This window comes from Azorhizobium oxalatiphilum, from assembly GCF_014635325.1.
GTDB lineage: Bacteria > Pseudomonadota > Alphaproteobacteria > Rhizobiales > Xanthobacteraceae > Azorhizobium > Azorhizobium oxalatiphilum.
Genome location: NZ_BMCT01000006.1, coordinates 96,368 through 118,257, shown reverse-complemented (window position 1 = coordinate 118,257; position 21,890 = coordinate 96,368). Strand labels below are relative to the sequence as shown.

Annotated in this window: 11 protein-coding genes; 10 read left to right on the top strand and 1 reads right to left on the bottom strand. The window is 68.3% G+C overall.

Features of this window, described 5'->3' with window-relative positions; all coding sequences use genetic code 11:
• The first annotated feature begins 4 nt into the window (after positions 1–4).
• The 4 genes from IEW24_RS19265 (at position 5) to IEW24_RS19250 (ending at position 6,709) form a co-directional block, all read left to right on the top strand.
• Positions 5–1,423: a hypothetical protein gene (locus IEW24_RS19265; RefSeq protein ID WP_188581669.1), complete on the top strand. Its 1,419-nt coding sequence runs from the start codon at positions 5–7 to the stop codon at positions 1,421–1,423.
• A gap of 3 nt (positions 1,424–1,426) precedes the next feature.
• Positions 1,427–2,233, top strand: a complete 807-nt coding sequence (locus IEW24_RS19260; RefSeq protein WP_188581667.1) for a hypothetical protein — start codon at positions 1,427–1,429, stop codon at positions 2,231–2,233.
• Positions 2,234–2,959: 726 nt separating this feature from the next.
• Positions 2,960–4,570, top strand: coding sequence for a winged helix-turn-helix domain-containing protein (locus IEW24_RS19255; RefSeq protein ID WP_188581665.1), 1,611 nt, complete (start codon positions 2,960–2,962; stop codon positions 4,568–4,570).
• A 537-nt stretch (positions 4,571–5,107) separates the two neighbouring features.
• On the top strand, positions 5,108–6,709 hold the full coding sequence (locus IEW24_RS19250) for a serine hydrolase (protein ID WP_188581663.1): 1,602 nt from the start codon (positions 5,108–5,110) through the stop codon (positions 6,707–6,709).
• A 44-nt stretch (positions 6,710–6,753) separates the two neighbouring features.
• Here IEW24_RS19250 and IEW24_RS19245 read toward each other — a convergent pair whose 3' ends face one another.
• Positions 6,754–8,106 carry a sugar porter family MFS transporter gene (locus IEW24_RS19245; protein WP_244644547.1) on the bottom strand — a complete coding sequence of 451 codons (1,353 nt, stop codon included), beginning with the start codon at positions 8,104–8,106 and terminating at the stop codon, positions 6,754–6,756.
• A gap of 153 nt (positions 8,107–8,259) precedes the next feature.
• Between IEW24_RS19245 and IEW24_RS19240 the strand changes: the two genes are divergently transcribed.
• The 6 genes from IEW24_RS19240 to IEW24_RS19215 all read left to right on the top strand — a co-directional run bounded on the left by IEW24_RS19240 (position 8,260) and on the right by IEW24_RS19215 (position 21,869).
• Entirely contained in the window at positions 8,260–9,597 is a 1,338-nt protein-coding gene (locus tag IEW24_RS19240; RefSeq protein ID WP_188581660.1) for a DegT/DnrJ/EryC1/StrS family aminotransferase, read from the top strand.
• Positions 9,598–9,617: 20 nt separating this feature from the next.
• Complete coding sequence (locus IEW24_RS19235; protein ID WP_244644546.1) at positions 9,618–11,015, top strand: sugar porter family MFS transporter; 1,398 nt, start codon at positions 9,618–9,620, stop codon at positions 11,013–11,015.
• Positions 11,012–11,350, top strand: coding sequence for a hypothetical protein (locus IEW24_RS19230; protein WP_188581658.1), 339 nt, complete (start codon positions 11,012–11,014; stop codon positions 11,348–11,350). The genes IEW24_RS19235 and IEW24_RS19230 overlap by 4 nt, the downstream gene beginning before the upstream one ends.
• Positions 11,343–12,971, top strand: coding sequence for a GMC oxidoreductase (locus IEW24_RS19225; RefSeq protein WP_244644545.1), 1,629 nt, complete (start codon positions 11,343–11,345; stop codon positions 12,969–12,971). The genes IEW24_RS19230 and IEW24_RS19225 overlap by 8 nt, the downstream gene beginning before the upstream one ends.
• A 137-nt stretch (positions 12,972–13,108) precedes the next feature.
• Entirely contained in the window at positions 13,109–15,202 is a 2,094-nt protein-coding gene (locus tag IEW24_RS19220; protein WP_188581656.1) for a tetratricopeptide repeat-containing sulfotransferase family protein, read from the top strand.
• Positions 15,203–15,545: 343 nt separating this feature from the next.
• Positions 15,546–21,869: an autotransporter domain-containing protein gene (locus IEW24_RS19215; RefSeq protein ID WP_188581654.1), complete on the top strand. Its 6,324-nt coding sequence runs from the start codon at positions 15,546–15,548 to the stop codon at positions 21,867–21,869.
• Positions 21,870–21,890: the final 21 nt, after the last annotated feature.

Here is a 21,890-nt window from a genome sequence, read left to right as displayed (position 1 = left end):
TCAGGTGACGCTTCCCGTCGACGATCCGCGTACGCGTTATGAGGCGCGGCTTGCCCCGCCCTCCTGGCCCGCCCGCCGCCAGCTGCTGCGGGCCGGTGTCACGGGCCTGCTCAAGGGTGTGTTCCCGCTGATTTCCATCGCCGCGGCCGTCGCGCTGCTGCTGGCCGTCCTCGCCCTCGTCATCGGCATCGAGCTGGCGACCGGCATGTTCGGCTTCAGCGAATGGATCGGGCGCATCAATTCGCTCAAGCTCATGGCGGCGGTGGCCATCTATCTGGTGGTCTATGTGCTGGCGATGTGGAACCTCGCCGAGGCGGTGGGGCGCCTGCGGCATGAACGCGATGCGCTGAACCAGCTTGATCGGCAGATCACCGTCAAGATCGCCCCCGCCCTGACCTCGGGACGACTGACCAGGACGCCGGATCCCCAGGTGCTGTTCGCCGGCGGACGGGAGACGGCGGCGGGTACGCTGGACAACACGGCCACGTACCGGCTGACGGAAATCATCTATCACGATGCCAGCCAGCATCGCTTCGATCCGGTCAGCTTCGTGGTCGAGCGCGTCGCCGACATGGTGCTGGGCGGCTCGCACGCCATCCGCGACAAGCAGACGCTGGCGATCCGCCTCGGCATCCTGGCCACCTTCGCCGGCATCGTCATGTCGCTGCAGGGCGTCTCCGGCATCATGACCGGCGGCGCGCTGAACGATGCCCAGATCCGGGGCTCGATCCAGGAGATCGTCAGCTCGCTCGGCGCGGCCTTCTCGTCCTCCATCGCGGGGCTGTCGGCGGCGATCCTGTTCCAGATTCTCGGTGGCCTCGTGCGGACGTCGGAGAACCGCATCATCGAGGCGCTCTACAGCCTGGGCACCGACTATCAGGGCATCTGCCGCCAGATGCAGGTGAGCGAGGGGCTGATGGCGCTGGAGCAGCGCCTGCAGGAGCACAATACCGAGATCCGCACGACCTCGGCCGACATGGTGAGCGCCACGCAGAGCATTCAGGACACGGCCGCGCGGGTGGCGGGCTTCCTCGCGGCGCCGGTGCAGCATCTCGATCTGGTGGCGGATCGTCTCGATACGGCACTCCAGCGGCAGGATGCGGCCCTTGCCGGCCTGGCACAATCCGCCCAGGCCTTCACCACGCTGGGAACCGAACTGGCGCATGCGCAGCAGCAGACCGCGACCCTGCTGGCCCAGACCCTGACGGATCTGCGTCAGCATCTCGTTCAGGAGTTCCGCTCCGGCTATGACAGCGCCGCTGCCGCGCGCATGCAAGCCACGGCCGAGCGACAGTATGTGCTGGTGCGCAGCATGGCCCGCGCCTTTCTCGTGACCATGGTGCTTTCCGGTGTGACGCTGATGGTGGTGATCCTGGCCGCCACCGGGTGGGGCGCCCGGATCGCGGCCGCCGTCGGGTTGTGAGCCATGCGCCTGCGCGACCGGATGGAGCAGTATGACGGCGATGACTACACTCCCGCCACGGATCTGGTGTTCTCGCTGTTCGCCATGACGGTGCTGCTGTTGGCGATCTTCGGCGCCGGCAGCCATGTGAAGGACCAGAACGTCAACGGCCTCATCACGCTCACGCGCGAGGATCTCGTCGCGACCCGCGAACAGAGTGAGACGTTGCAGGCCGAGAATGCGGCGCTCAGGGCGCGGGTGGAGCAGGCGGAGGCGCGGGCAACGGCAGTCGTCCCGGCGGGTGCGCAGGCCCCGAAGACGCTGGTGGTGGCAGAGTTCACCAGACTTCGGCGGGACATGTCGAAAGACGGCTTTACCCCTGCCTTCATCGCGCAGGTGAAGGCGAGCCTGCGCGGGGCTGCGGCAGAGGCGGGCCGGCGTCAGGCCAATGAGATCACCATCGAGATTTCCGCGCGCCTCGCCCTGGACGAACCCGAGGCGCTCGATGAGGCCATGATCGACAGCCTGACATGGAGCGGCTGGCTGCGCACGGCGCTGGCCCAGACCGCGCTGCCGGCCGGGTGCATCCTGGTGCAGCCCATGGGGGGCTGGCGCGCGATGCAGATTGGCAGGATCGCCTATGAGGCGGACGGAGCCCAGAAGATCCGTGCGATCGTGGACGGCGGCCCGGAAGCCAAAAAGTATCGTACAGGCCCGTCTCCCGCGTCCAGTGCGCTGGAAGAGGACGACCGCCTGCGCATCATGCTTCGCCGTGATGAGACCTCCCGGTGTGACGCCGCCGCGCTCACGAAGGCACTGGGGCTGCTGTGATCAGTCCTCATCGCGTGCCGCCCATCAGCCCTCACGGGCCCGACCCGACGCACGGAAAATGCGATCTGCTGCCCGATCGCGCGTCCAGAGGTTGAACGGACCGTCGCGCTCAGAGCTCCCCGGAACGGGGCGGTTGCCTGTGACATGTTCCAATGCGCTACGCGTGCTTGCGAAACGGTTCGGCTTATTCCCATGCCCGCACATAGCGGAGGGTGGTGAAAAACTGGGAATGCCGGCAGCAGAGCGGATCGCGTCGAGATCAGCCCCCGCATCATCGGCCTCCGAAATGCCGCCGGCTCGTGTGGCCCTCTCTGAACCCGGCTTTCGGGCGCTTGGAGGATGGCGCGAAGGCGCGGAAGGCGCGGAAGGCGCATGCGGCGGTGCGCCAATGGGGTGGATCCTCCTCACCGGCCCGTTCCGCGCCCAGCGCGTGCGGGCCTCGATGACATTGCAATCGCCGGATGCTTTCTGTCCGTCGGGAACACGCTTCCGGACAGGTCCCCGCCGGCGCGGTGGCGCTGTCGTCCGGCGCCGGCGTGCAGGTCCTGGAGGCTGCGCCGCTTCCGGTCGATTCTGGACAATGGCGACCACATGGCCGACGATCGTCAGGTCGATATCTGGAGCCGGAGGGCGACGGGGCGATATCGGAGCCGGCAAGGTATCCGGGCTGGATGGTGAGGGGCCGGCGGTCGTCGGCGGGTGGGGGCCGTTCGGATGGAACCGGGAATGCTGCAGGCCGAGGGCCTGGTGTTCGGTGATGTCGTGCTGGATCGCAGCTGCCTGTTCGCGCATCGCGAGGGCAAGCAGATCCGCTTCACCCGGAGTGAGCGGGCGCTCCTGCTGGCGCTGTCCCGGAATCCCCACCGCCTGATGCGGCGCAGCCAGCTGCTGGACACCATTGCGTCGGCCGATTCCGATACGTCCGATCGCAACGTGGATTTTCTCATCAACCGGCTGCGCGCGAAGCTGGGCGACAGCGCAAGGGCGCCCCGATACATCGCCACTCAATATGGCGAGGGCTATGTCTGGATCGCGACCCCGTCGTCGCCCGCGCCCGTCCGGCCCGGACCGGCGGGTGCCGCCAACGCGCTGCTGGCGATCGCCGCCGTGGTGCCCCGGCATGACCGGCATCTGGCCAACCGGGCCGATGTCATCATCGGCCAGATGCGCGACGTGATGGCGGGCAAGCTCGGCGCGGGCCAGAGCGTGATCCGCGCGGGGAGCGAGGAGGAGGCCGCCGCGCCGGTGGCGCGCTATGTCCTCCGGGTGAGCCTTCAGGACAGCGGGACCCGGCTGAACTGCACGGCCACCCTGCGCGAGGGACCGTCCCGGCGCATTATCCGGGCCTTCCGTCTGGAATTCGCGAGCGGTGGGGCGGCCGCTCTCCTGCCGGAGATTGCGCGCGCTGCGGACGACATTCTGGAGGCGCTACGGCGCAATCTGGCCGAAGCCTCGCAGGGGCTCGGCACGCCCACCGACCAGCCGCTCGAAATCCGCCTGCGCGCGGCCACGACGCTGCTGTCGGCTTCCAATCCGCAATGGCTGGAGAAGGGGCTGCAACTGCGCGCTGCGCGGGAGCAGGATCCGGGGAGCGCCGACATCGCCCTGCAATGGTGCCTGCATCTGTTCGCGCGTCTCGTCCTCGCCAATCCGTTCACCGGCATCAGCCGCAGCGAGCGCGACGGGCTGGAGAGCGAGGTGGAGGCCACGGTGCTGGACTGTCTGCCGCTCATCGAGGCCAGCCCGCTGCTGATGCTGACCGCCGGCAAGCTGCTCTATTTCGTTGACCGGGGCCATCTGGATCTGGCCGAGGATCTGGTGGAGCGGGCCTTCGCCCGCATGGCGGATTCGGCTGCCGCCCTGCCGGTGCTCGGGCAGCTGCGGCAGGCACGGGGTGACTTCGTCGCCGCGCTGGCCTTCTTCGATCGCGGCATCGAGATGGCGGAAGCCGCGCCCGAGTTCGAGATGCACATGCGTGTCCTGAAGTGCATCGCGGTGCTGGCCTCGGACGATCGCGCGGCGCTGAAGGTCGCGGCGGCGTTCGCCTATGAGAGCCCGTTCTGTCCGCCGGATCTCAGCGTGATGATCGCCGTGCTGGTGACGCCCGCCGGCCAGCCGCTGCCGGAGGCCGTGAGCCGGGTTCTGATCGCGGCCGGTCCCGAAGGGGCCCGCAATGCGATCGAATATACCTACATGACCTCGGTGCGCCATCTCGCCTCCGTGGAGGCGCGGGCCAATATCATGCGCGGGCTCATCGCCCATCTGACCGGACTGCACGGCGCGGAGGTGATCCCGCCGTTCGTCCTGATGGGAACGGGCCTCATCGCGACCGCCTGAAGCGCCGCCGGCTGCGTTTTCCCTGCACGCCTCGGGGGATAGGCGCAATTGTGCAGCTTTCAAATATTGCGCAAACAATTGCCTGCTAGAGCCTGATCCGGTCGGGTTGAAACAACCTGATCGGTGAATCAGTCTCTAACGCCTTGATAGAGAACGTTTTATCGAAGAACCCGCCGCCCGGGTCCGCCGGGCGTGACAGGGAGCGCCCGGTCCTCGGCCGCGCTTCCTGTCAATCTTCTACGGAGCCCGGGGGGGCCTGACGCTTGCGGCTTTCGCGGCCGCAGGCTCATCGCGAACGCGCATCCTCCCCGACGGCAATGCATGGAATGAGAGAGCCGCGACACCTGTTGCCGGGAGGAGAACGGCCGGGCCGTTCCAGCGTCCGGCGACAGGGCCAGTGGGATGAACGGCTCCGCAGGTCTGACCGATGGAGCTGTCCGGCACCGGCACGCGCCTCTTTCCACTGATGACGAAGCCTTCCGGCCTGCGGGCCTGAACACCCCGCCTGTGAATGATCGAACTTCTGGAGGCGACGCCATGGTCCTGTGCAGCCCGTCGATCGGCCGGGGCGCCGCAAGGTTTGCCCTTGCCCTTGCTCTGTTGCCTGGCACCGCTGCCGTGCTGCCGGTGCAGGCGCAGACCATTCCGCTGACGCTCGGGGCGTTTCCGCCCGAGGACGTGGTTCCGCTGGCGCAGGGCGGGGCGGAGAAGGCGCTGGCGGATCTGCCGGCCAGCGTGGACAGCACCCTCAGGCGCAGCGGCGTGCCCGGCGCGGCCGTTGCCGTGGTGCAGGGCGGCAAGACGGTGTTCGCGCGCGGCTTCGGCGTGCGGGAACTGGGCAAGCCGGCCCCCATCGACACGGCGACCGTCTTCCAGCTCGCATCCTTGTCCAAGCCCATCGCCGCCACCGTCGTGGCCGCGCAGGTGACGGCCGGCGTGGTGGCATGGGACGACAGGATCGTGAAGCACATGCCCGGCTTCGCGCTGAAAGACCCCTATGTCACCGCACATGTGACGGTCGGCGACATGTTCGCGCATCGCTCCGGCCTGCCGCATGCGGGCGGCGACACGCTGGAAGACCTCGGGTTCGACCGCAACACCATCCTCCAGCGGCTGCGCCTGCTGCCGCTGGCCCCGTTCCGCATCTCCTACGCTTATTCCAACTTCGGCCTCACCACCGGCGCGGAGGCGGTGGCGCGGGCCTCGGGCCAGTCGTGGGAGGAGCTGTCGCAGAAGGCGCTCTACGGTCCGCTGGGCATGACCGCCACCAGCTCGCGCCACGCGGACCTGCTCAAGCACGAGAACCGGGCGGTGCTGCATTCGTGGGAGGGCGGGCACTTCGCGGCGCTGCTCCAGCGTGATGCCGATCCGGAAGCCCCCGCCGGCGGCGTGTCGTCCAACGTGACCGACCTTGCCGCATGGATGAAGCTGGTGCTCGCGAACGGCCGCCACAACGGGCAGGAGCTGATCGCGCCCGCGGCCCTGCTGCCGGCCCTGCGGGCGCAGGCCTTCAGCAGCCCCGCGCCCAGCATCGGCGCACGCTCGGGCTTCTACGGCTTCGGCTTCAACGTCACGGTGGATGCGGACGGGCGGCCGGCCATGTCCCATTCCGGCGCCTTCAGCGTGGGGGCGGGCACCACGGTGCGCTTCCTGCCCTCCGCCGACATCGCCATCGTGGTGCTGACCAATGGCGGCCCCGTGGGTGTGGCGGAGGCCATCGCCAGCCAGTTCATGGACACGGTGCAGTATGGCGCGCCCACCCGTGACTGGTATGATCTCTTCCATCCCCGGCTGATGACCTATTACGACCCTGCCGGCGATCTGGCGGGCAAGACGGCGCCCGCCAATCCCGCCAAAGCCCGCCCGGCGGCCGATTATGTGGGCACCTACCAGAGCGCCTATTTCGGCCCGGCGCGCATTTCGCAAGGCGCGAACGGGCTGGTGCTGTCGCTCGGCCCCGGCAAGCTGTCCATGCCGCTGACCCACTGGGATGGCGACACCTATGCGGTGGCGCCCCGCAGCGAGAACGCGACCTATGGCTCGCGGTCCTCGGTGCGTTTCGTGGTGCGCAAGGGCAGGGTTGTCGAGCTGAAGATCAATTATCTCGATGGGGAGGGGCTGGCCACGTGGACGCGCTGAGCGCACACGGCGGCCGCCCGCGCGGGGGGGAGGCGGGGGTGGCCTCAGTCGGAGAGGCCGCCCCCGACCGCGCGCAGCGGCGCATTGGCGAGAACGTCGGCCTCGATGGTCTCCAGCGAGCGGCCGCGCGTCTCCGGCACGCAGGCGTAGCAGACCGCCAGCGCCAGCAGGCACACCAGCAGGAACAGGCTGATCACGCCGGCAAGGCCGATCCATTCCACCATGGAGAGGAAGACGAAGGCCACCAGCATGTTGAACAGCCAGCTGGCGGCGGATGCGGCGGCGATGCCGGTCTCGCGGATGGCGGTGGGGAAGAGTTCGGACATCAGCACATAGGGCAGGGGGCCGAGGCTGATGGCGAAGGCGGCGATGTAGAGGCCGAGGCCGGCAAGGCTCAGCCACGGCCAGTCCAGCGCGGCGGCGCCCACCACGATGGCGAGGCCCGCCGCCATGGCGGTGCAGCCGAGGATGAGCAGCGGCCTGCGGCCGGCGCGATCCACGTAGCGCAGCGCCACCAGCGTGGCGAGGACGTTCAGCAGCCCGATGCCGAAGGTGGCGGCGAAGGCCGAGGGGCCGGCCGCGTAGCCGAGCTGCTGGAAGATGTGCGGTGCGTAATAGAGGATCGCGTCGATGCCGCTGAGATTCTGAAGCACGAACAGCGCGCTGCAGAGCACCAGCACCGCCCCGGTGCGGCCGCGCGTCAGCAGTGGCCAGAGCGGGCCGCGGGCGCGGGGCGTGCCCACCCCTTCGGACCCCATCTCGGCGGCGATGCCGAGCCAGGTGGCGGCGTCCTTCGCTGCGTCCTGCATGCCCTGCGCGGCGAGCCAGCGGGGGCTCTCCGGCAGGCGGCACACCACCAGCAGGCCCGCGGCGGCGGGGATGAGGCCGAGTGCGAGGATGAGCGCCCAGTGCACCTCTGGCACCAGCAGCAGCGGGGCGGCGTAGGCCCCGAGGATGCCGAGGGTGACGGCCAGCTGGAACAGCCCCACCACGGCCCCGCGATGGCGCGCGGGCGTGATCTCGGCGGCATACATGGGGGCGATCATGGCGGAGATGCCGACGGCGATGCCGATCAGCAGGCGCGCCGCGAGCAGGGTGACGAGGCCCGGCTGGGTCGCGGTCAGCAGGCAGCCGGCGATGGCGAGGATGAATGTCGCCGCCATGGCGCGGCGGCGACCGATGCGGGAGGACAGCGGCCCCGCCGCCACCGCGCCGATGAAGGCCGCGCCCGGCAAGGCGGCGACGAACAGCTGCTGCGCGTTCAGCGACAGATCGAAGGCCGGGGTGAGCGCTTCCAGCACGCCGGCGACGGCGCCGGTGCTGTAGCCGAACAGCAACCCGGAACTCAGCACCATCAGAGGCGACATGCCAGCGCGCGGAAGGGACGTCGTGACCATGCTGGAAAGCTCCGTGCCCGCGCGCCGGGACAATGGCGCCTGCGCCTTATGATGAGCGATAGCTCATCGATTATGATGTGTAAACGTAGTCCGCAAATATAAATCCGAATATTGATCCCGCGTTCAACTTATCTATTCAGTCGGGTGGTGGACATGACCGCTGATGTCTCGAATGTAGAGGATGTGCGCCACGCGCTCGCCAACCGTCTGGCGATCGATGGTGGCGAGCCCGTGCGCACCACGCCGCTGCCCTGGGAGCTGCCCGGCGCGCACTGGATCGGCGAGGAGGAGCGCGAACTGGTGGAGCGGGTGGTGCTCGCCCGCAGCCCCTTCCGCTTCTATGGGCTGGACCCCCAGCACATGGTGGATACGCTGGAGCGCGAATGGTGCGAGGCCTATGGCCACAAGCATGCGCTGGCGGTCTCCTCCGGCACGGCGGCGCTGGCCGTGGCGGTGGCGGCGCTGGGCATCGGGCCGGGCGACGAGGTTCTGATCCCCGGCTATCTGTGGGTGAGCTGCGTCTCGGCGGTGGTGCGCAACGGCGCCATTCCGCGCCTCGTGGACATGGATGCCACATACTGCATGGACCCCGAGGACGTGGCCCGCAAGATCGGCCCGCACACCCGCGCCGTGCTGTGCGTGCACATGAGCGGCGCGCCGGGGCACATCGCGCGGATCGCCGGGATCTGCAAGGCGCGCGGCGTCAGCCTGATCGAGGACTGCGCGCAGGCGGCGGGCGCGCGCGTCAAGGACACGGCGGTGGGCCGGTTCGGCGATATCGGCATCTTCTCCTTCCAGCTCAACAAGAACATGACCTCCGGCGACGGCGGCATGATCGTGTGCGAGGACGACGCGCTGTTCCGGCGCATCGTGGCGCTGCATGATCTGGGCTATCCGCGCACGCCCGCCGGCCGGCTGGATGTCTCCGATGCGCAGTGCCAGCTCTGGGGCATGGGCGCGCGCATGTCGGAGCTGGCGGGCGCCATGGCGCTGGCCCAGTCCCGCAAGCTGCCGGCCATCACCGGCGCCATGCGCGGCGCCAAATGGGCCATCCGCAAAGCGGTGGAAGGCATCGCGGGCCTCACCTTCCGCGAGGTGCCGGACCCCGATGGCGACACCGGGCCGACCCTTCTCATGCTGCTGCCCGACGGGGAGACGGCGAGCGCCTTCATCGCCGCGCTGCGGGCGGAAGGCATCGCCGGGCCGCCCGGCTCCCTGTCCTGCATCACCATGCGGGAATGGGGGCTGCACTGGTATTTCAACATTCCGAGCCTGGTGAACCGGCGCTCCAATGCCCGCGACGGCTTCCCCTGGAGCCACCCCTCCAATGCCTTCGCGGCGGACTATGACTATGGCCACGGCGCCCTGCCGGTGTGCGACGACGTGCATGCGCGCGGCGTGCTGCTGACCATCAGCTCAAATCTGGCCGAGCAGGACATCCGCGACATCGTCCACGCCATCCGCAAGGTGGCGGCGGGCCTGCTGCGCTGACCGGGAAAGGGGGACCAGACATGATGATCTATGTAATCGCCATCGTGGCCGCCATCGCCGGCTTCCTGTTCGGCTTCGACGAGGGGGTCATCGCCGGGGCGCTGCATCTGCTGCATGCGCAGTTCGGCATCGATCCCGTGATGGAAGGGGTCATGACATCGGCGGTGCCGTTCGGGGCGCTGTTCGGCGCGCTGCTGGCGGGCCGCTGGGTGGATGCCCTCGGTCGGCGCAAGGTGCTGCTGGCAGCGGCCCTGCTGTTCGCCGCCGGTGCGGTCCTCGCCGCCTCCGCCAACGGCATTGCCATGCTGAGCCTTGCCCGGCTCGTGCTCGGCTTTGCCATCGGCATGGCCTCGCTGGTGGCGCCGCTCTACATCTCCGAGAGCGCGCCGCCGGAGAAGCGGGGCATGCTGGTGTCGGTCTATCAGCTGGCCATCACGCTGGGCATCCTCGGCGCCTATCTCATCAATCTGGCCTTCGCCGGTTCCTGGCGCTCCATGTTCCTGTTCGGGGCGGTGCCCGGCGTGGCGCTGTTCGCGGGCATGTACATGCTGCGCGATACGCCGCGCTGGCTGGTGACGCAGAACCGCACGCGGGAGGCGCGCACCGCCATCGCCAGCATTCGCGGCCTGCCGCTGGGCAGCGTCCGGGTGGATGCCGAGCTGCAGGATATCGCCCGCACCGCCGAGAGCGACAAGGGCAGGGGCAGCTGGGCCGAGCTGTTCGGGCCGGTGGCGCGCCCGGCGCTGGTGGTGGGCATCGGCCTGTTCCTGCTCCAGCAGCTCAGCGGCATCAATGCGGTGATCTATTACGCGCCCGTGGTGTTCCGCGAGGCGGGCTTCGATTCAGCCTCGGTGCAGCTCATGGCCACCATCGGCATCGGCGTGGTCAATGTGGTCATGACCGTGGTGGGCATGGCGCTGATCGACCGCATCGGCCGGCGGCCGCTGCTGCTGCTGGGCTTTGCCGGTGCGGCGCTCAGCCTCGGCATGATCGCCATCGCGGCGGCAACCGAGTCGACGGCGCTGGATACGCTGGCGATCATCGGACTGGTCCTCTACATCTCCGCCTTCGCCGTCAGCCTCGGCCCGCTGCCATGGGTGATGATGGCGGAAGTCTTCCCGCTGAACGTGCGCGGCCTCGGCATGGGCACGGCCTCGCTGGCCAACTGGGGCTTCAACTTCCTGGTGGTCTTCTCCTTCCCGCTCATGGTGGCCCATCTGGGCCTCGGCGGGGTGTTCGCCATCTATGCGCTGGTCTGCGCGGCGGGCGTCATCTTCGCCTTGCGCGTGGTGCCGGAAACCAATGGCGTGCCGCTGGAGGATATCGAGCGTCACCTGCGCTCCGGCCAGCCGCTGCGCACGCTCAAGCGGGCGCCGGCGGCGGGTGAGGGCATCCTGCTGGGCGGGAGCCGGCCATGAGCGATGCCACCCTCGACATCCCCCTCCCGCTGGCCGGGAGCAATGTGGATCTGGCGGTGCTGGTCAGCGCGCTTGTGGCGCGCAGTCCCTACCGGAGCGCGCTGACCCCGCTGCTGCACGACATCACGCGCATCGCGCTCGCCAATGTGCAGCTGCGCGCCGCGCTGGCGGACATCGCCCTGCGGTCGGACTTTTCCCGCACCAACACGCTGCGCCGTTGCGACCTCGGCGCTGCGGCGGCACCCATCACCGCCTTTCTGGAGCAGGTGTATTTCTCCTCGCCCGGCTTCCTGAAGTCGGTGGGCGAATGGCCCGTGGGAGGCGCCCGTGGGTGAGGCGGATCAGTGCGACGTCTGCATTGTCGGCACCGGCGCGGGCGGGGGCATCCTCGCCCACCGGCTGGCCATGGCGGGGCTGAACGTGGTCTCCCTGGAGCAGGGCGGGCTGCTGGCGGCCGATCATTTCCGCACCGTGGCGCCGCCCGGCTCGGCGCGGGATTTCGGCATCGGCCCGCGCACCGAATGGCCGAGCGATCCGCACGACAGTCTCTTCATCCATCCCCTGTTCGCGGATGGCAAGGAGGGCTCCACCGAGCGGCCCAGCGGAGGCTTTCGCCACTTCCAGGTGCTGAACGTGGACGGCCTCCAGACGCTCTGGAACGGGGTGAGCGTGCGCTTTTCCCGCGCCGATTTCGACGGCTGGCCGATCGATTATGAGGCGCTGGACAGCCATTATGCCGCTGTCGAGCAGCGGATCACCGTCTGCGGCACGCGGGAGAACATCCCCGAACTGCCGGACGGCATCTTCGTGCCGCCCAAGCCGCTGCGGCCGCCGGATGATCTGGTGGTGCGGGCGGTCAAATCGCTGGGCGAGCCCTATTCTCACGCCATACCGAACCGCAAGGCCATCGATACGCGGGCGGGGGTGGAGGGGGCCTGCGTCTCCACCGGCATCTGCACCTCCGGCTGCCCGGTGGGGGCGGTCTACAAATTCTCGGCCCGGCTGCTGCCGGAGCTGCGCCTCAGGCCCAATTACGAACTGCGCACCCATGCCAAGGTGGTGCGCCTCGTGCGGGCGGACGGCACGCGCGCCATCTCGGCGGTGGAATATGTGGATACGCGCACCGGCGCGCGCCGCAGCCTGAGGGCGAAGGTGGTGGTTCTGGCCACGGGCGCGGTGGAGACGCCGCGCATCCTGTTCAACTCGGCGGATGCGGCGAGCCCCGGCGGCCTCGGCAATGACAATGGCCGTGTCGGCCTCGCCCTGCAGGACAATCCCAAGGCGGTGCTGTCCACCTCGCTGTGGAAGCTGTGGGGCCAGCGGCGCACCTACGACATCGGCTATGGGGATCTGCTGATCCTGATGTCGCGCGGGCGGTTGCCGGACGGCTCGTCCTTCCCCTTCATCGGCCACGGCATCCACGGCATTCCCGATGTGCCGCACTATCTGGCCGGCATGGCGCACTTTCCGCCGGCCATGAAGCGCGCGATGGCGCGGACCATGTTCTACAGCTACGTGACGCTGGGCCTGTTCTGCGCCGGCGAGGTGGTGCCGGGCAATCGCGTGCGCCCCGGACGGACGCAGGACCGCTACGGCGTGCGGCACGTGGATGTGGACTTCGAGGCGACGGACACCGGCCGCCAGCGCATGGAGGCGATGCTCGGCTGGGGGCGCAAGGTGCTGCGGCGTGCCTCCTCCACCCTTGTCCATGCCAGCGTCGACAACAGCGGCACCGGCATCCATTACGCCGGCACCACGCCCATGTCGGCCGATCCGCTGGCGGGCACGGTGGACGCGGATCTGCGCGCGCACGATGTGGACAATCTCTATATCTGCGACGGCGGCGTCATCCCCTACCTGCCGGACAAGCACCTCACGCTGACCATCATGGCGCTCTCCGACCGGCTGGGTGATCACCTGATCGCCAGGGCCCGCGCGGGCGGGATGACGCACTGAAGGGCGCCGACGCGCACGGCGGGCGCGCGGTTGAAGCGTGCGCCTGCCCCGCTGGCCGTTGCAATTGAACCGGGCTCGGGCCACAGGATAGGCTGCCCAGTACATATTGCATCCTTCATTTCATTCGGCCGGGGACCATGGATTCGAGACAGGGGACGGACGCGCCCGCGCAGATCACCATTCAGGAAGCCATTCAGCGCGCCAGCCAGCATTGGGCCGCAGGTCAGGCCGCGCCGGCCGAGCAGCTGTGCCAGCGGGTGCTGGCGGTCTGGCCCGGCCAGCCCGATGCGCTGCATATCCTCGGCCTGATGGCCCATGCCTATGGCGATCTCGATCTCGCCATCCGCTATCTGCGCGAGGCCGCCAACGCGCCCCGTGTGCCGGCGCCCTATCTGAGCAATCTCGGCGAGATCCTCCGTCAGAAGGGGTATCTGGCGGAGGCGGAGGAGGTGTGCCGGCGCGCGCTGGCGCTTGAGCCCGGTGCGATCGGCGCCTGGAACAATCTGGGCATCATCCTGCAGGAGGCCGGCAAGCTCACGGAAAGCGTGGCCTGCCTGGAGCGGGTGGCGGCGGCGCAGCCGGACAGCCCGCAGGCCTTCAACAATCTCGCCAACACCTGCACGCGTCTCGGCGCGCTGGAGACGGCGCGGACCCATTATGCGCGCGCCCTCGAACTCGATCCCGATTATGCGGAGGCGGAAAGCAACCTGTCGTTCCTGCTGAACGAGATGGGCCGGGCGGACGAGGCGGCGCGGCATGCGCGCCATGCCATCGACCTCGATCCCCAGCTCGCGGATGCCTATGTGAATCTTGCCGGCGCGGAGCTTGGCCGCCAGCGGCCGCTGGAGGCGCAGCGCTGGCTGGAGGCGCTGCTGGCCTTCGCGCCTGCCCATCTGGGCGGGCTCGTCGCCTTTGCCCGTGTGCTGAAGTCCCGCCAGCCGGATGCCGCCCTGAGCATGGCGCAGCGCGCGGTCGCAACCGCGCCGTGGAGTGCGGACGCGCGCAATGTGCGCGGCGAGATCCTGCACGCCCTCGGCCGCCACGCCGAGGCGCGCACGGACTATCGCGCCGCCGCCGAGGCGCAGGGCGCCGTCCGCGATACGGCGCTGGCCAATGAGGCCGCGCTGCTGATGGAGCTGGGCGAGACGGCGGAAGCCGGGACCACCCTTGCCGCCATTCTGGCCCGCGACCCCCGCCATGTGACGGCCTTCGCCGGGCAGACGCAGCTGAAGACCTTCGCGCCGGAAGACCCCGATCTCCTGCGCATGGAGCGTCTGCTGGCATCGGGCGAGATCCAGGGCTTCTCGGAGCGCATGACGCTGCATTTCGCGCTGGCGAAGGCGTGGTTCGATGCCGGCCGCGCGGATGTGGCCTTCGCGCATCTGGCGCAGGGCAACCGCATGAAGCGCTCCACCTTCGATTTCGATCTGGCGGCGACCGGCCGCTGGATGCGCGAGTTCGGCGCGGTGATGGGCGCGCGGCTGGCGGAGGGGCCGACCGAGGGCGGGGATCCTTCCACCCTGCCGATCTTCATCGTCGGCATGCCGCGCTCGGGCACCACCTTGCTGGAGCAGATCCTGGCATCCCATCCGCTGGTGCACGGCGCCGGTGAGCTGCCGGTGATGGAGCGTCTCGTTTCCGCGCTGCCCGGCTATCCGGCATCGGTGGCGCAGATGCCGCCGGACCAGCTCACGGCCATGGGCCGCGCCTATGTGGAGCACGTGACGGCGCTCTCGGCGGGGCGGCCTCATGTGGTGGACAAGATGCCGGGCAATTTCCTGCATGTGGGCCTGATCCGCCTCATGCTGCCGCAGGCGCGCATCATCCATAGCCGGCGCGATGCCGTGGACACCTGCCTCTCCTGCTACGCGCAGCTGTTCAGTGCCGAGCAGACGTTCGCCTATGACCTGGCCGAGCTGGGCGGCTTCTACCGCCAGTATGAGGCGCTGATGGCGGTGTGGCGGGACGCTCTGCCGGCCAGCCACTTCATCGAGATGGATTATGAGCGGCTGGTGGCCGATCAGGAGGGCGAGACCCGGCGCCTGCTGGACAGGCTCGGCCTGCCATGGGACGCGCGTTGTCTGGATTTCCATCGCACGCAGCGGCCGGTGCGCACCGCCAGCCTGGTGCAGGTGCGCGAGCCCGTCCACGGCCGCGCGGTGGGGCGCTGGAGGCAGCATGCCGATCATCTCCAGCCCCTGCTGGAGGCGCTGGAGCAGACGGCCCCCTGAACGGCAGGCGCAAGACGCCTTTGCGCCTGCGCGCGCCGTCCTGTGAAACGGCCGTTGCCACATCGGGTGGCACCCGGAAACCACACTGCCCAAAAATATGAACGCCGGTTGCTGAATTGACCGCTATGCGTGCATGGCAATTATGGTCGCAACCTAAACACTTCAATTAATGAATGTTCGTTGTGTAATTCAGGTGCCGGTATTTTTTGTGTTTTTTCAGCTTCGTTCTTGAGCTGAGCCATGAGAACCGCGCGCCTGTACTGAGCTGGTGGGGGCTCCATTGCAGGTAGATTTGCGTTATAGCGCGCGTAATCGCGTGACTCGTGGCAAGTTGATGATGGGTGTGTCGCTGCTCGCGACCGCCGCCTGCCTTGGAAATCCGACCCGCGTCGAAGCAGCCTGTACCCAAGAGTCGTCGGTTACAATCAATGTAAGCACCACGTCCTGCATCAACTGGACGTCGAATCTTACGATCTCCAGTGGCGTTTCGGTCAACGTCTCCGGGACCGATCTTTATGCGCTTGGCTATTCGGGCGCTGGAAACGGCGCGTTGCAGGTGAACGGCACCACGACACGGATTTCCAGCACCGCGACCATCGGCAGCGGAACCGGCCAGGCGGTCGCCGGCGTGCGGATCGCCAACGATGCCGTCATGCGGCAGCTCTACAATTACGGGACTATCCAGAGCGCCGGCAGCATCGATGGCGCGGCGGCCGGCGTCACGGATAATGTCATCGGCGGCGTGGTGGTGCGCTCGGGCGCGCAGCTCGGCTCGCTGCTCAACGGCATCAGCGCCACGATCAGCGCCAGCGGCACGCTGACCGGCACGGTCAATGGCAACTCGGTTGCGGGCGTGGCCAATCTCGGCGGCACCATCAGCTCGCTGCTGAACTACGGCCTGATCGCGGGATCGGCGACCCACAACAATAACAGCGCCAATGATACGCTCGCGGCCATCATCAATACCGGCCTCATCCAGACGCTGACGAACAGCGGCACGATCCAGGGGCAGAACACGGGCGGCCGCTCGACGGGTGTCTCGGGCATATTCAATGCCTCCACCGGCACCATCACGCGGCTGGAGAGCAACGCTGGCCGGATGATTTCCGCCAATACCGGCGTGCGGAATCAGGGGCGAATCGGTGCCTTGGTCAATGCCGGCACCATCAATGGCGACTACATCGGCTTGCGGACTGATGGCGGGTCGATCGGCACGCTGGATAATTCGGGAACGATCACCTCCAACTCGATGGGTATCTATAGTACTGGAACGATCGAGACCGTCTCCAATAGCGGGCACATGTCCGCCAGTCTCCTTGTGGTTTCCCTCACTTCAAGTGGCGGGAACGCCGGCTACATAGGGACGTTCACGAACGAGTCCGGCGGGACGATCACCTCGCAAAACGGAGGTGGTCTTGAGGTCGGCAGCGGCGGGCGCATCGGCACGCTGACCAATGCCGGCACGCTCATCACCGTCAATTCGGGCGTCGCTGTTGCGGCGATGGGCGGCGCCACGATCGATACGCTGATCAACAACGGAACCATCTCCGGCGGTTCCGTCGGGATCTATGTGGGCGGGACGCTGACCTCAATCACGAACACAGGCCTGCTCAAGGGAGGGGAGACCTATGCCATCTCCGTCGACCAGGCCGGCGTCATCGGCCAGATCGAAAATTCCGGCACCATCGCGGGCAATATCCTCCATAACTCCATCTACGACATCACCTTCAGCGGCGGCAGCGGAAGCCAGTTCGGCACGCTGACCGGCACGAGCGGCGGCATCGGGCTGGCCGACAAGGGCACGATCACCAGCGCGAGCGGCGGAAACATCGGGTTCGCTGCCGGCAACATCCTGCTTAATGACGATGTGGAGGTCATCGGGTCCCGGCTGAACAACTTCGGGGCCACGCTGCGTCTCGCCAATGCCGTAAACGTCCAGGGCAGCTATCATCAGACCGCCGGTGTGCTTGAGCTGGCCGGCAACACGCTCACCGTGACGGAAAATTTCAGCCTCACCGGGGGCGCCTGGAACGTCACTCTCGGCGCGCCGTCCGCCACTGCGCTGGTCTCGGCGCACAGCGTGGAGGTGAACGGCGGCACGCTGAACATCACCGGCAGCGCGGGCTTCGACGACGGCACCTATCTGCTGGTCAGCTATGACAGCACCGGCAGCTTTGACGGTCTCGGCTTCAGCACCATCACTGGCACGGGGGATTATGAATATTCCCTCGCAGTGAATGCGGTGAGCCACGTGCTCACCCTTGTGGTGCAGTCCGGACTCTACTGGAACGGCACCTATACCGGCGGTGCCGACAGCGGCGTCTTCGGCGGCTCTGGCGTCTGGACGGCGGGTGCGAGCGGCGTCACCAACTGGACCAATTCCTCCGGCACCACCAACCGGGCCTGGAACGACGGCTCGGCCATCTTCTCCGGCACCGCCGGGACGGTGACGATCGACGATGCGAACGGGGCGGTATCGGCGAAGAAGCTGCGCTTCCTCACCACCGGCTACGAGATCGCCGGGGATGAGCTGACGCTCAATGGCACCACCAGCTCAACTTCGTCGAGCGCCCCGACGGTGGAGGTGGTCGGCGCCCCGACGGTGGCCACCATCTCGGCGGTGATCGCGGGCAGCACCGGCCTTGAGAAGATCGGCGCCGGCACGCTCGTCCTGACCGGCGACAACACCTATTCCGGCACCACCACCATCTCCGCCGGCACGCTGTCCATCGGCAACGGCGGCACCTCGGGTGCGGTGAGCGGGGATATCGTCAACAACGCCAATCTGGAGTTCAACCGCTCCGATTACCTGACCTATGCAGGCGTGCTGAGCGGCGGCGGCAACATCGCCAAGCTCGGCACCGGCACGCTGATCCTGACCGGGCAGAACACCTACACCGGCACGCTGGCCATTGCCGGCGGCACGGTGCAGATTTCGGAGGAAGCGGCTCTCGGCCAGGGCAATCTGGCCCTGAGCGGCGCGGGCACGCTGGAGGTCGGCGGCAACACCTCCATCGATCATGACGTCTCGCTGGCGGCGGTCGCCGGCGCGGGCGGCGGCACCTTCCAGGTGGACGACGGCGTCACGGTGTGGGTCTACGGCGACATCTCCGGTGACGGTTCGCTCACCAAGACCGGCACCGGCACGCTGCGGATCAACAGCACCAACGCCGCGACCGGCGCCACCAACGTGAATGCGGGCACCCTTGTCGCGAATGGCGGGGCGGCGCTGGCCGACACCTCCGCGGTGACGGTGGCCACCGGCGCGCAGCTCACGCTCCGGGCCAGCGAGACCATCGGGTCGCTGGCCGGCGACGGCGTGGTGTTCATGGATCAGACCGTGTCGCGCGCGACGAGGGGCATTACTCTGACCACGGGTGGCAACAATGCCAGCAGCAGCTTCTCCGGCGCCATCACCGGCACGGGCGAGCTGACCAAGACCGGCGCGGGCACCCTCACCTTGTCCGGCGCGAATACCTTTACCGGCCCGACCACGGTGAGCAGCGGCGCCCTGAAGGTTGACGGCAGCCTTGCCGGCGACGTGACGGTCGAGAGCGGCAGTGGCCTGTCCGGAACCGGCAGCATCGCGCAGACGGTGTATGTGCTCTCCGGCGGTGGCCTGGCAGGCGCCCTGGGGAGCACGGGGGCCGGCGGCCTCACCATGGGCGCGCTTGAGCTCTCCGCCGGCGCGGTGGTCAGCGTGTCGCTGGGCGCGCCCTCCGACGGGACGGTCTTCAATGTACTCGGTGATCTGACGCTCAACGGCACGCTCAATGCGCGGGCGACCACCGGCTTCGGCGTCGGCCTCTATCATATCTTCAGCTATGGCGGCACGCTGACCGATGACGGCATGGTCGTCGGCAACGTGCCTACCGGCTATCTGGGCGGCCTGCAGACCTCCGTCGTCGGCGAGGTCAACCTCTTCATCGAGGATGCGCAGTCCACCCTGCAGTTCTGGAACGGCAGCAACACCACAGCCACGGGAACGGTGCTCGGCGGCGACGGGACCTGGACGGCGGCGGCACAGACCAACTGGACCAATGCCTCGGCCACGGTTCCGCAGGCCTGGAACGCCGGCTATGCCATCTTCCAGGGCAGCCCGGGCACCGTGACGGTGGACAATACCGGCGGGCAGGTCTCGGCGACGGGCATGCAGTTCGTCACCAGCGGCTATCTGATCACCGGCGGCGACCTCGCCCTCGTCGGCACCGGTGGTGCGGCGCCCGTGATCCGCGTCGGCGACAGCACGCTGGAAGGGGCGGGCACCTACGCCACCATCGCCTCTGTGCTCACCGGCACGTCGGGGTTGGAGAAGACCGACTACGGCACCCTCATCCTCACCGGCGCCAATACCTATACGGGCGGCACCACCATTTCCGCCGGCACCCTGCAACTGGGCGACGGCGTCACCAACGGCTCGATCCTGGGCGATGTGGTGAACAACGGCACGCTGGCCTTCGAGCTTGGCGGCGACACCGGCTTCGCCGGCGCCATTTCCGGCACCGGCGCCCTGACCGTTCAGGGCTGGGGCACGCTGGCGCTCACCGGCGCCAACAGCTATGCGGGCGGCACCACCGTCAACAACGGCACGCTTCAGATCGCGCAGGCCGGGGCGCTCGGCACCGGCGGCCTGACCCTCAGCGACAACGCCACCCTGCGGGCAAGCGGCACCTTCACCTATGGCGGGGCCGTGACGCTGGTGACACGGGAGCGGTTCACGCGGGCGGAAGGCCCGTTGAGCGCCACGGTGGAGGTGGATCCCTCGCAGACGCTGACGCTCTCCGGCGTCATCTCCGGCGAGGGCGCGCTGACCAAGACCGGCGCGGGTCTGCTGATCCTCACCGGCAACAACACCTACACCGGCCTCACCACCATCGACGCCGGCACGCTCCAGATCGGCAATGGCGGCACCACGGGCGGCATCGTCGGCGATGTGGTGAACAACGCCACGCTGGTGTTCAACCGCTCCGACACCTACACCTTCACCGGCGCCATCACCGGCGCGGGTGCCGTGACCTTCATGGGCGGCGGCACGGTGCTGTTCTCCTCGCCTTATACGGGCGCGGTGTCGGTGGAGCAGTCGGTGGTGACGCTCGTCGACGGGTCCACCACCACCTCGCCCTTCACGGTGAACTCAGGTGGCACCATCGGCGGCTCCGCGACGATCGGCGGGCTGACGGTGAATGCCGGCGGCACGGCGGCTCCCGGCTATTCGCCGGGCACCATCACCGTCGCTGGCCCGGTGACGTTCAACTCCGGTTCGGTCTATCTGGTGGACGTGACGCCTGCGGGTGAGCACGATCTCATCACCGCCACCGGTGCGGTGACGCTGTCGTCCGGCGCCAGTGTGGCGGTGAACGCCACGCCGGGCCGCTATGAGGCCAACAGCACCGTCACCATCCTGACCACCAGCAGCACGCTCACCGGCACCTTCGGCAGCGTGTCCTCCAACTACGCGTTCCTCGCGCCGGAGCTGTCCTATGACGCGCAGAACGTCTATCTGACGCTGGTCTATTCGGGCATCGACTTCTCCACCTACGCCGTCACGCCGAACGAATACCGCACGGCGGTGGCGGCGCAGGCGCTGGGCTCGGGTTCGGCGGTGTTCGATGCCATCGTCGGCCTGCCGCAGGGCTCGGTCGCGCCGGCCTTCGACCAGCTCTCCGGCGAGATCTATGCCTCCGTGGGCACGGTGATCCAGCAGGAGGCGGTCTATCTGCGCGATGCGGTGGGCACGCGCCTGCGGCAATCGGTGACGCCCGCCGGCACGGGGCCGCTGGCCTATGCCTCCAAGGCGGCCGGTCCGGCCACCGCGCAGCTCAGCCAGGAACTGACGCCCACGCTGTGGATGCAGGGCTATGGCGGCTGGGGCAATGCCTTCGGCAACGGCAATGCGGCCTCCATCTCCAGCAGTGTCGGCGGCGTGTTCGGCGGCCTCGACGTCAATGTGACGGACGGCGTGCGGGCGGGCCTCGTGGCCGGGTTCAGCCAGACCCGGTTCGACGTGGGCGCGCGCAGCTCGTCCGGCTCCATGGACAATTACGACATCGGCCTCTATGCGGGCGGCCAGTTCGGCGCCTTCGCCCTGCGCGGCGGCCTGTCCTACACGTGGCACGACATCTCGGTCAGCCGCACCATGCTGTTCCCGGGCTTTGCCGGCTCGGCCAAGGGCGGCGACACGGTGGGCACCACGCAGGTGTTCGGCGAGGTGGGCTATGGCGTGGATGTGGGCGCCTATTCCTTCGAGCCGTTCGCCGGGCTGGCCTATGTGAACGTCTCGGGTGGTTCGCTGAGCGAGAACGGCCTCACCATGTCCGGTGCTGGGCTGAACGTGAACACCGGCTCAATGGATACGGTCTATTCCACGCTCGGCCTGCGGGCGGCGACCACCATGACGCTGGGTGGCCATGTGCTGACCCCGAGCGCGAGCATCGGCTGGCAGCATGCCTTCGGCGACACCTCGCCGGTGGCGAACATGGTGTTCCAGAACGGCGCGCTGCCGTTCCAGGTGTCGGGCGTGCCGGTGGCGGAGGATGCGCTTCTGGTGGGCGCGGGCCTGGCCTACGACCTGTCCGACATCGCCACGCTGCAGGTCAATTACACCGGCCAGCTGGCGGGTGCGGCCGCGCAGAACGCCTTCAGCGCCCAGTTCTCGCTGAAGTTCTGAATGTCTGACGGGGGCGGCGAC

Excerpts from the sequence above, each read along its gene's own strand:
- IEW24_RS19260 (WP_188581667.1), top strand. The coding sequence starts at position 1,427 with ATGCGCCTGCGCGACCGGATGGAGCAGTATGACGGCGATGACTACACT.
- IEW24_RS19250 (WP_188581663.1), top strand. The coding sequence starts at position 5,108 with ATGGTCCTGTGCAGCCCGTCGATCGGCCGGGGCGCCGCAAGGTTTGCC.
- IEW24_RS19230 (WP_188581658.1), top strand. The coding sequence starts at position 11,012 with ATGAGCGATGCCACCCTCGACATCCCCCTCCCGCTGGCCGGGAGCAAT.
- IEW24_RS19240 (WP_188581660.1), top strand. The coding sequence starts at position 8,260 with ATGACCGCTGATGTCTCGAATGTAGAGGATGTGCGCCACGCGCTCGCC.
- IEW24_RS19235 (WP_244644546.1), top strand. The coding sequence starts at position 9,618 with ATGATGATCTATGTAATCGCCATCGTGGCCGCCATCGCCGGCTTCCTG.
- IEW24_RS19220 (WP_188581656.1), top strand. The coding sequence starts at position 13,109 with ATGGATTCGAGACAGGGGACGGACGCGCCCGCGCAGATCACCATTCAG.
- IEW24_RS19255 (WP_188581665.1), top strand. The coding sequence starts at position 2,960 with ATGCTGCAGGCCGAGGGCCTGGTGTTCGGTGATGTCGTGCTGGATCGC.
- IEW24_RS19245 (WP_244644547.1), bottom strand. The coding sequence starts at position 8,106 with ATGGTCACGACGTCCCTTCCGCGCGCTGGCATGTCGCCTCTGATGGTG.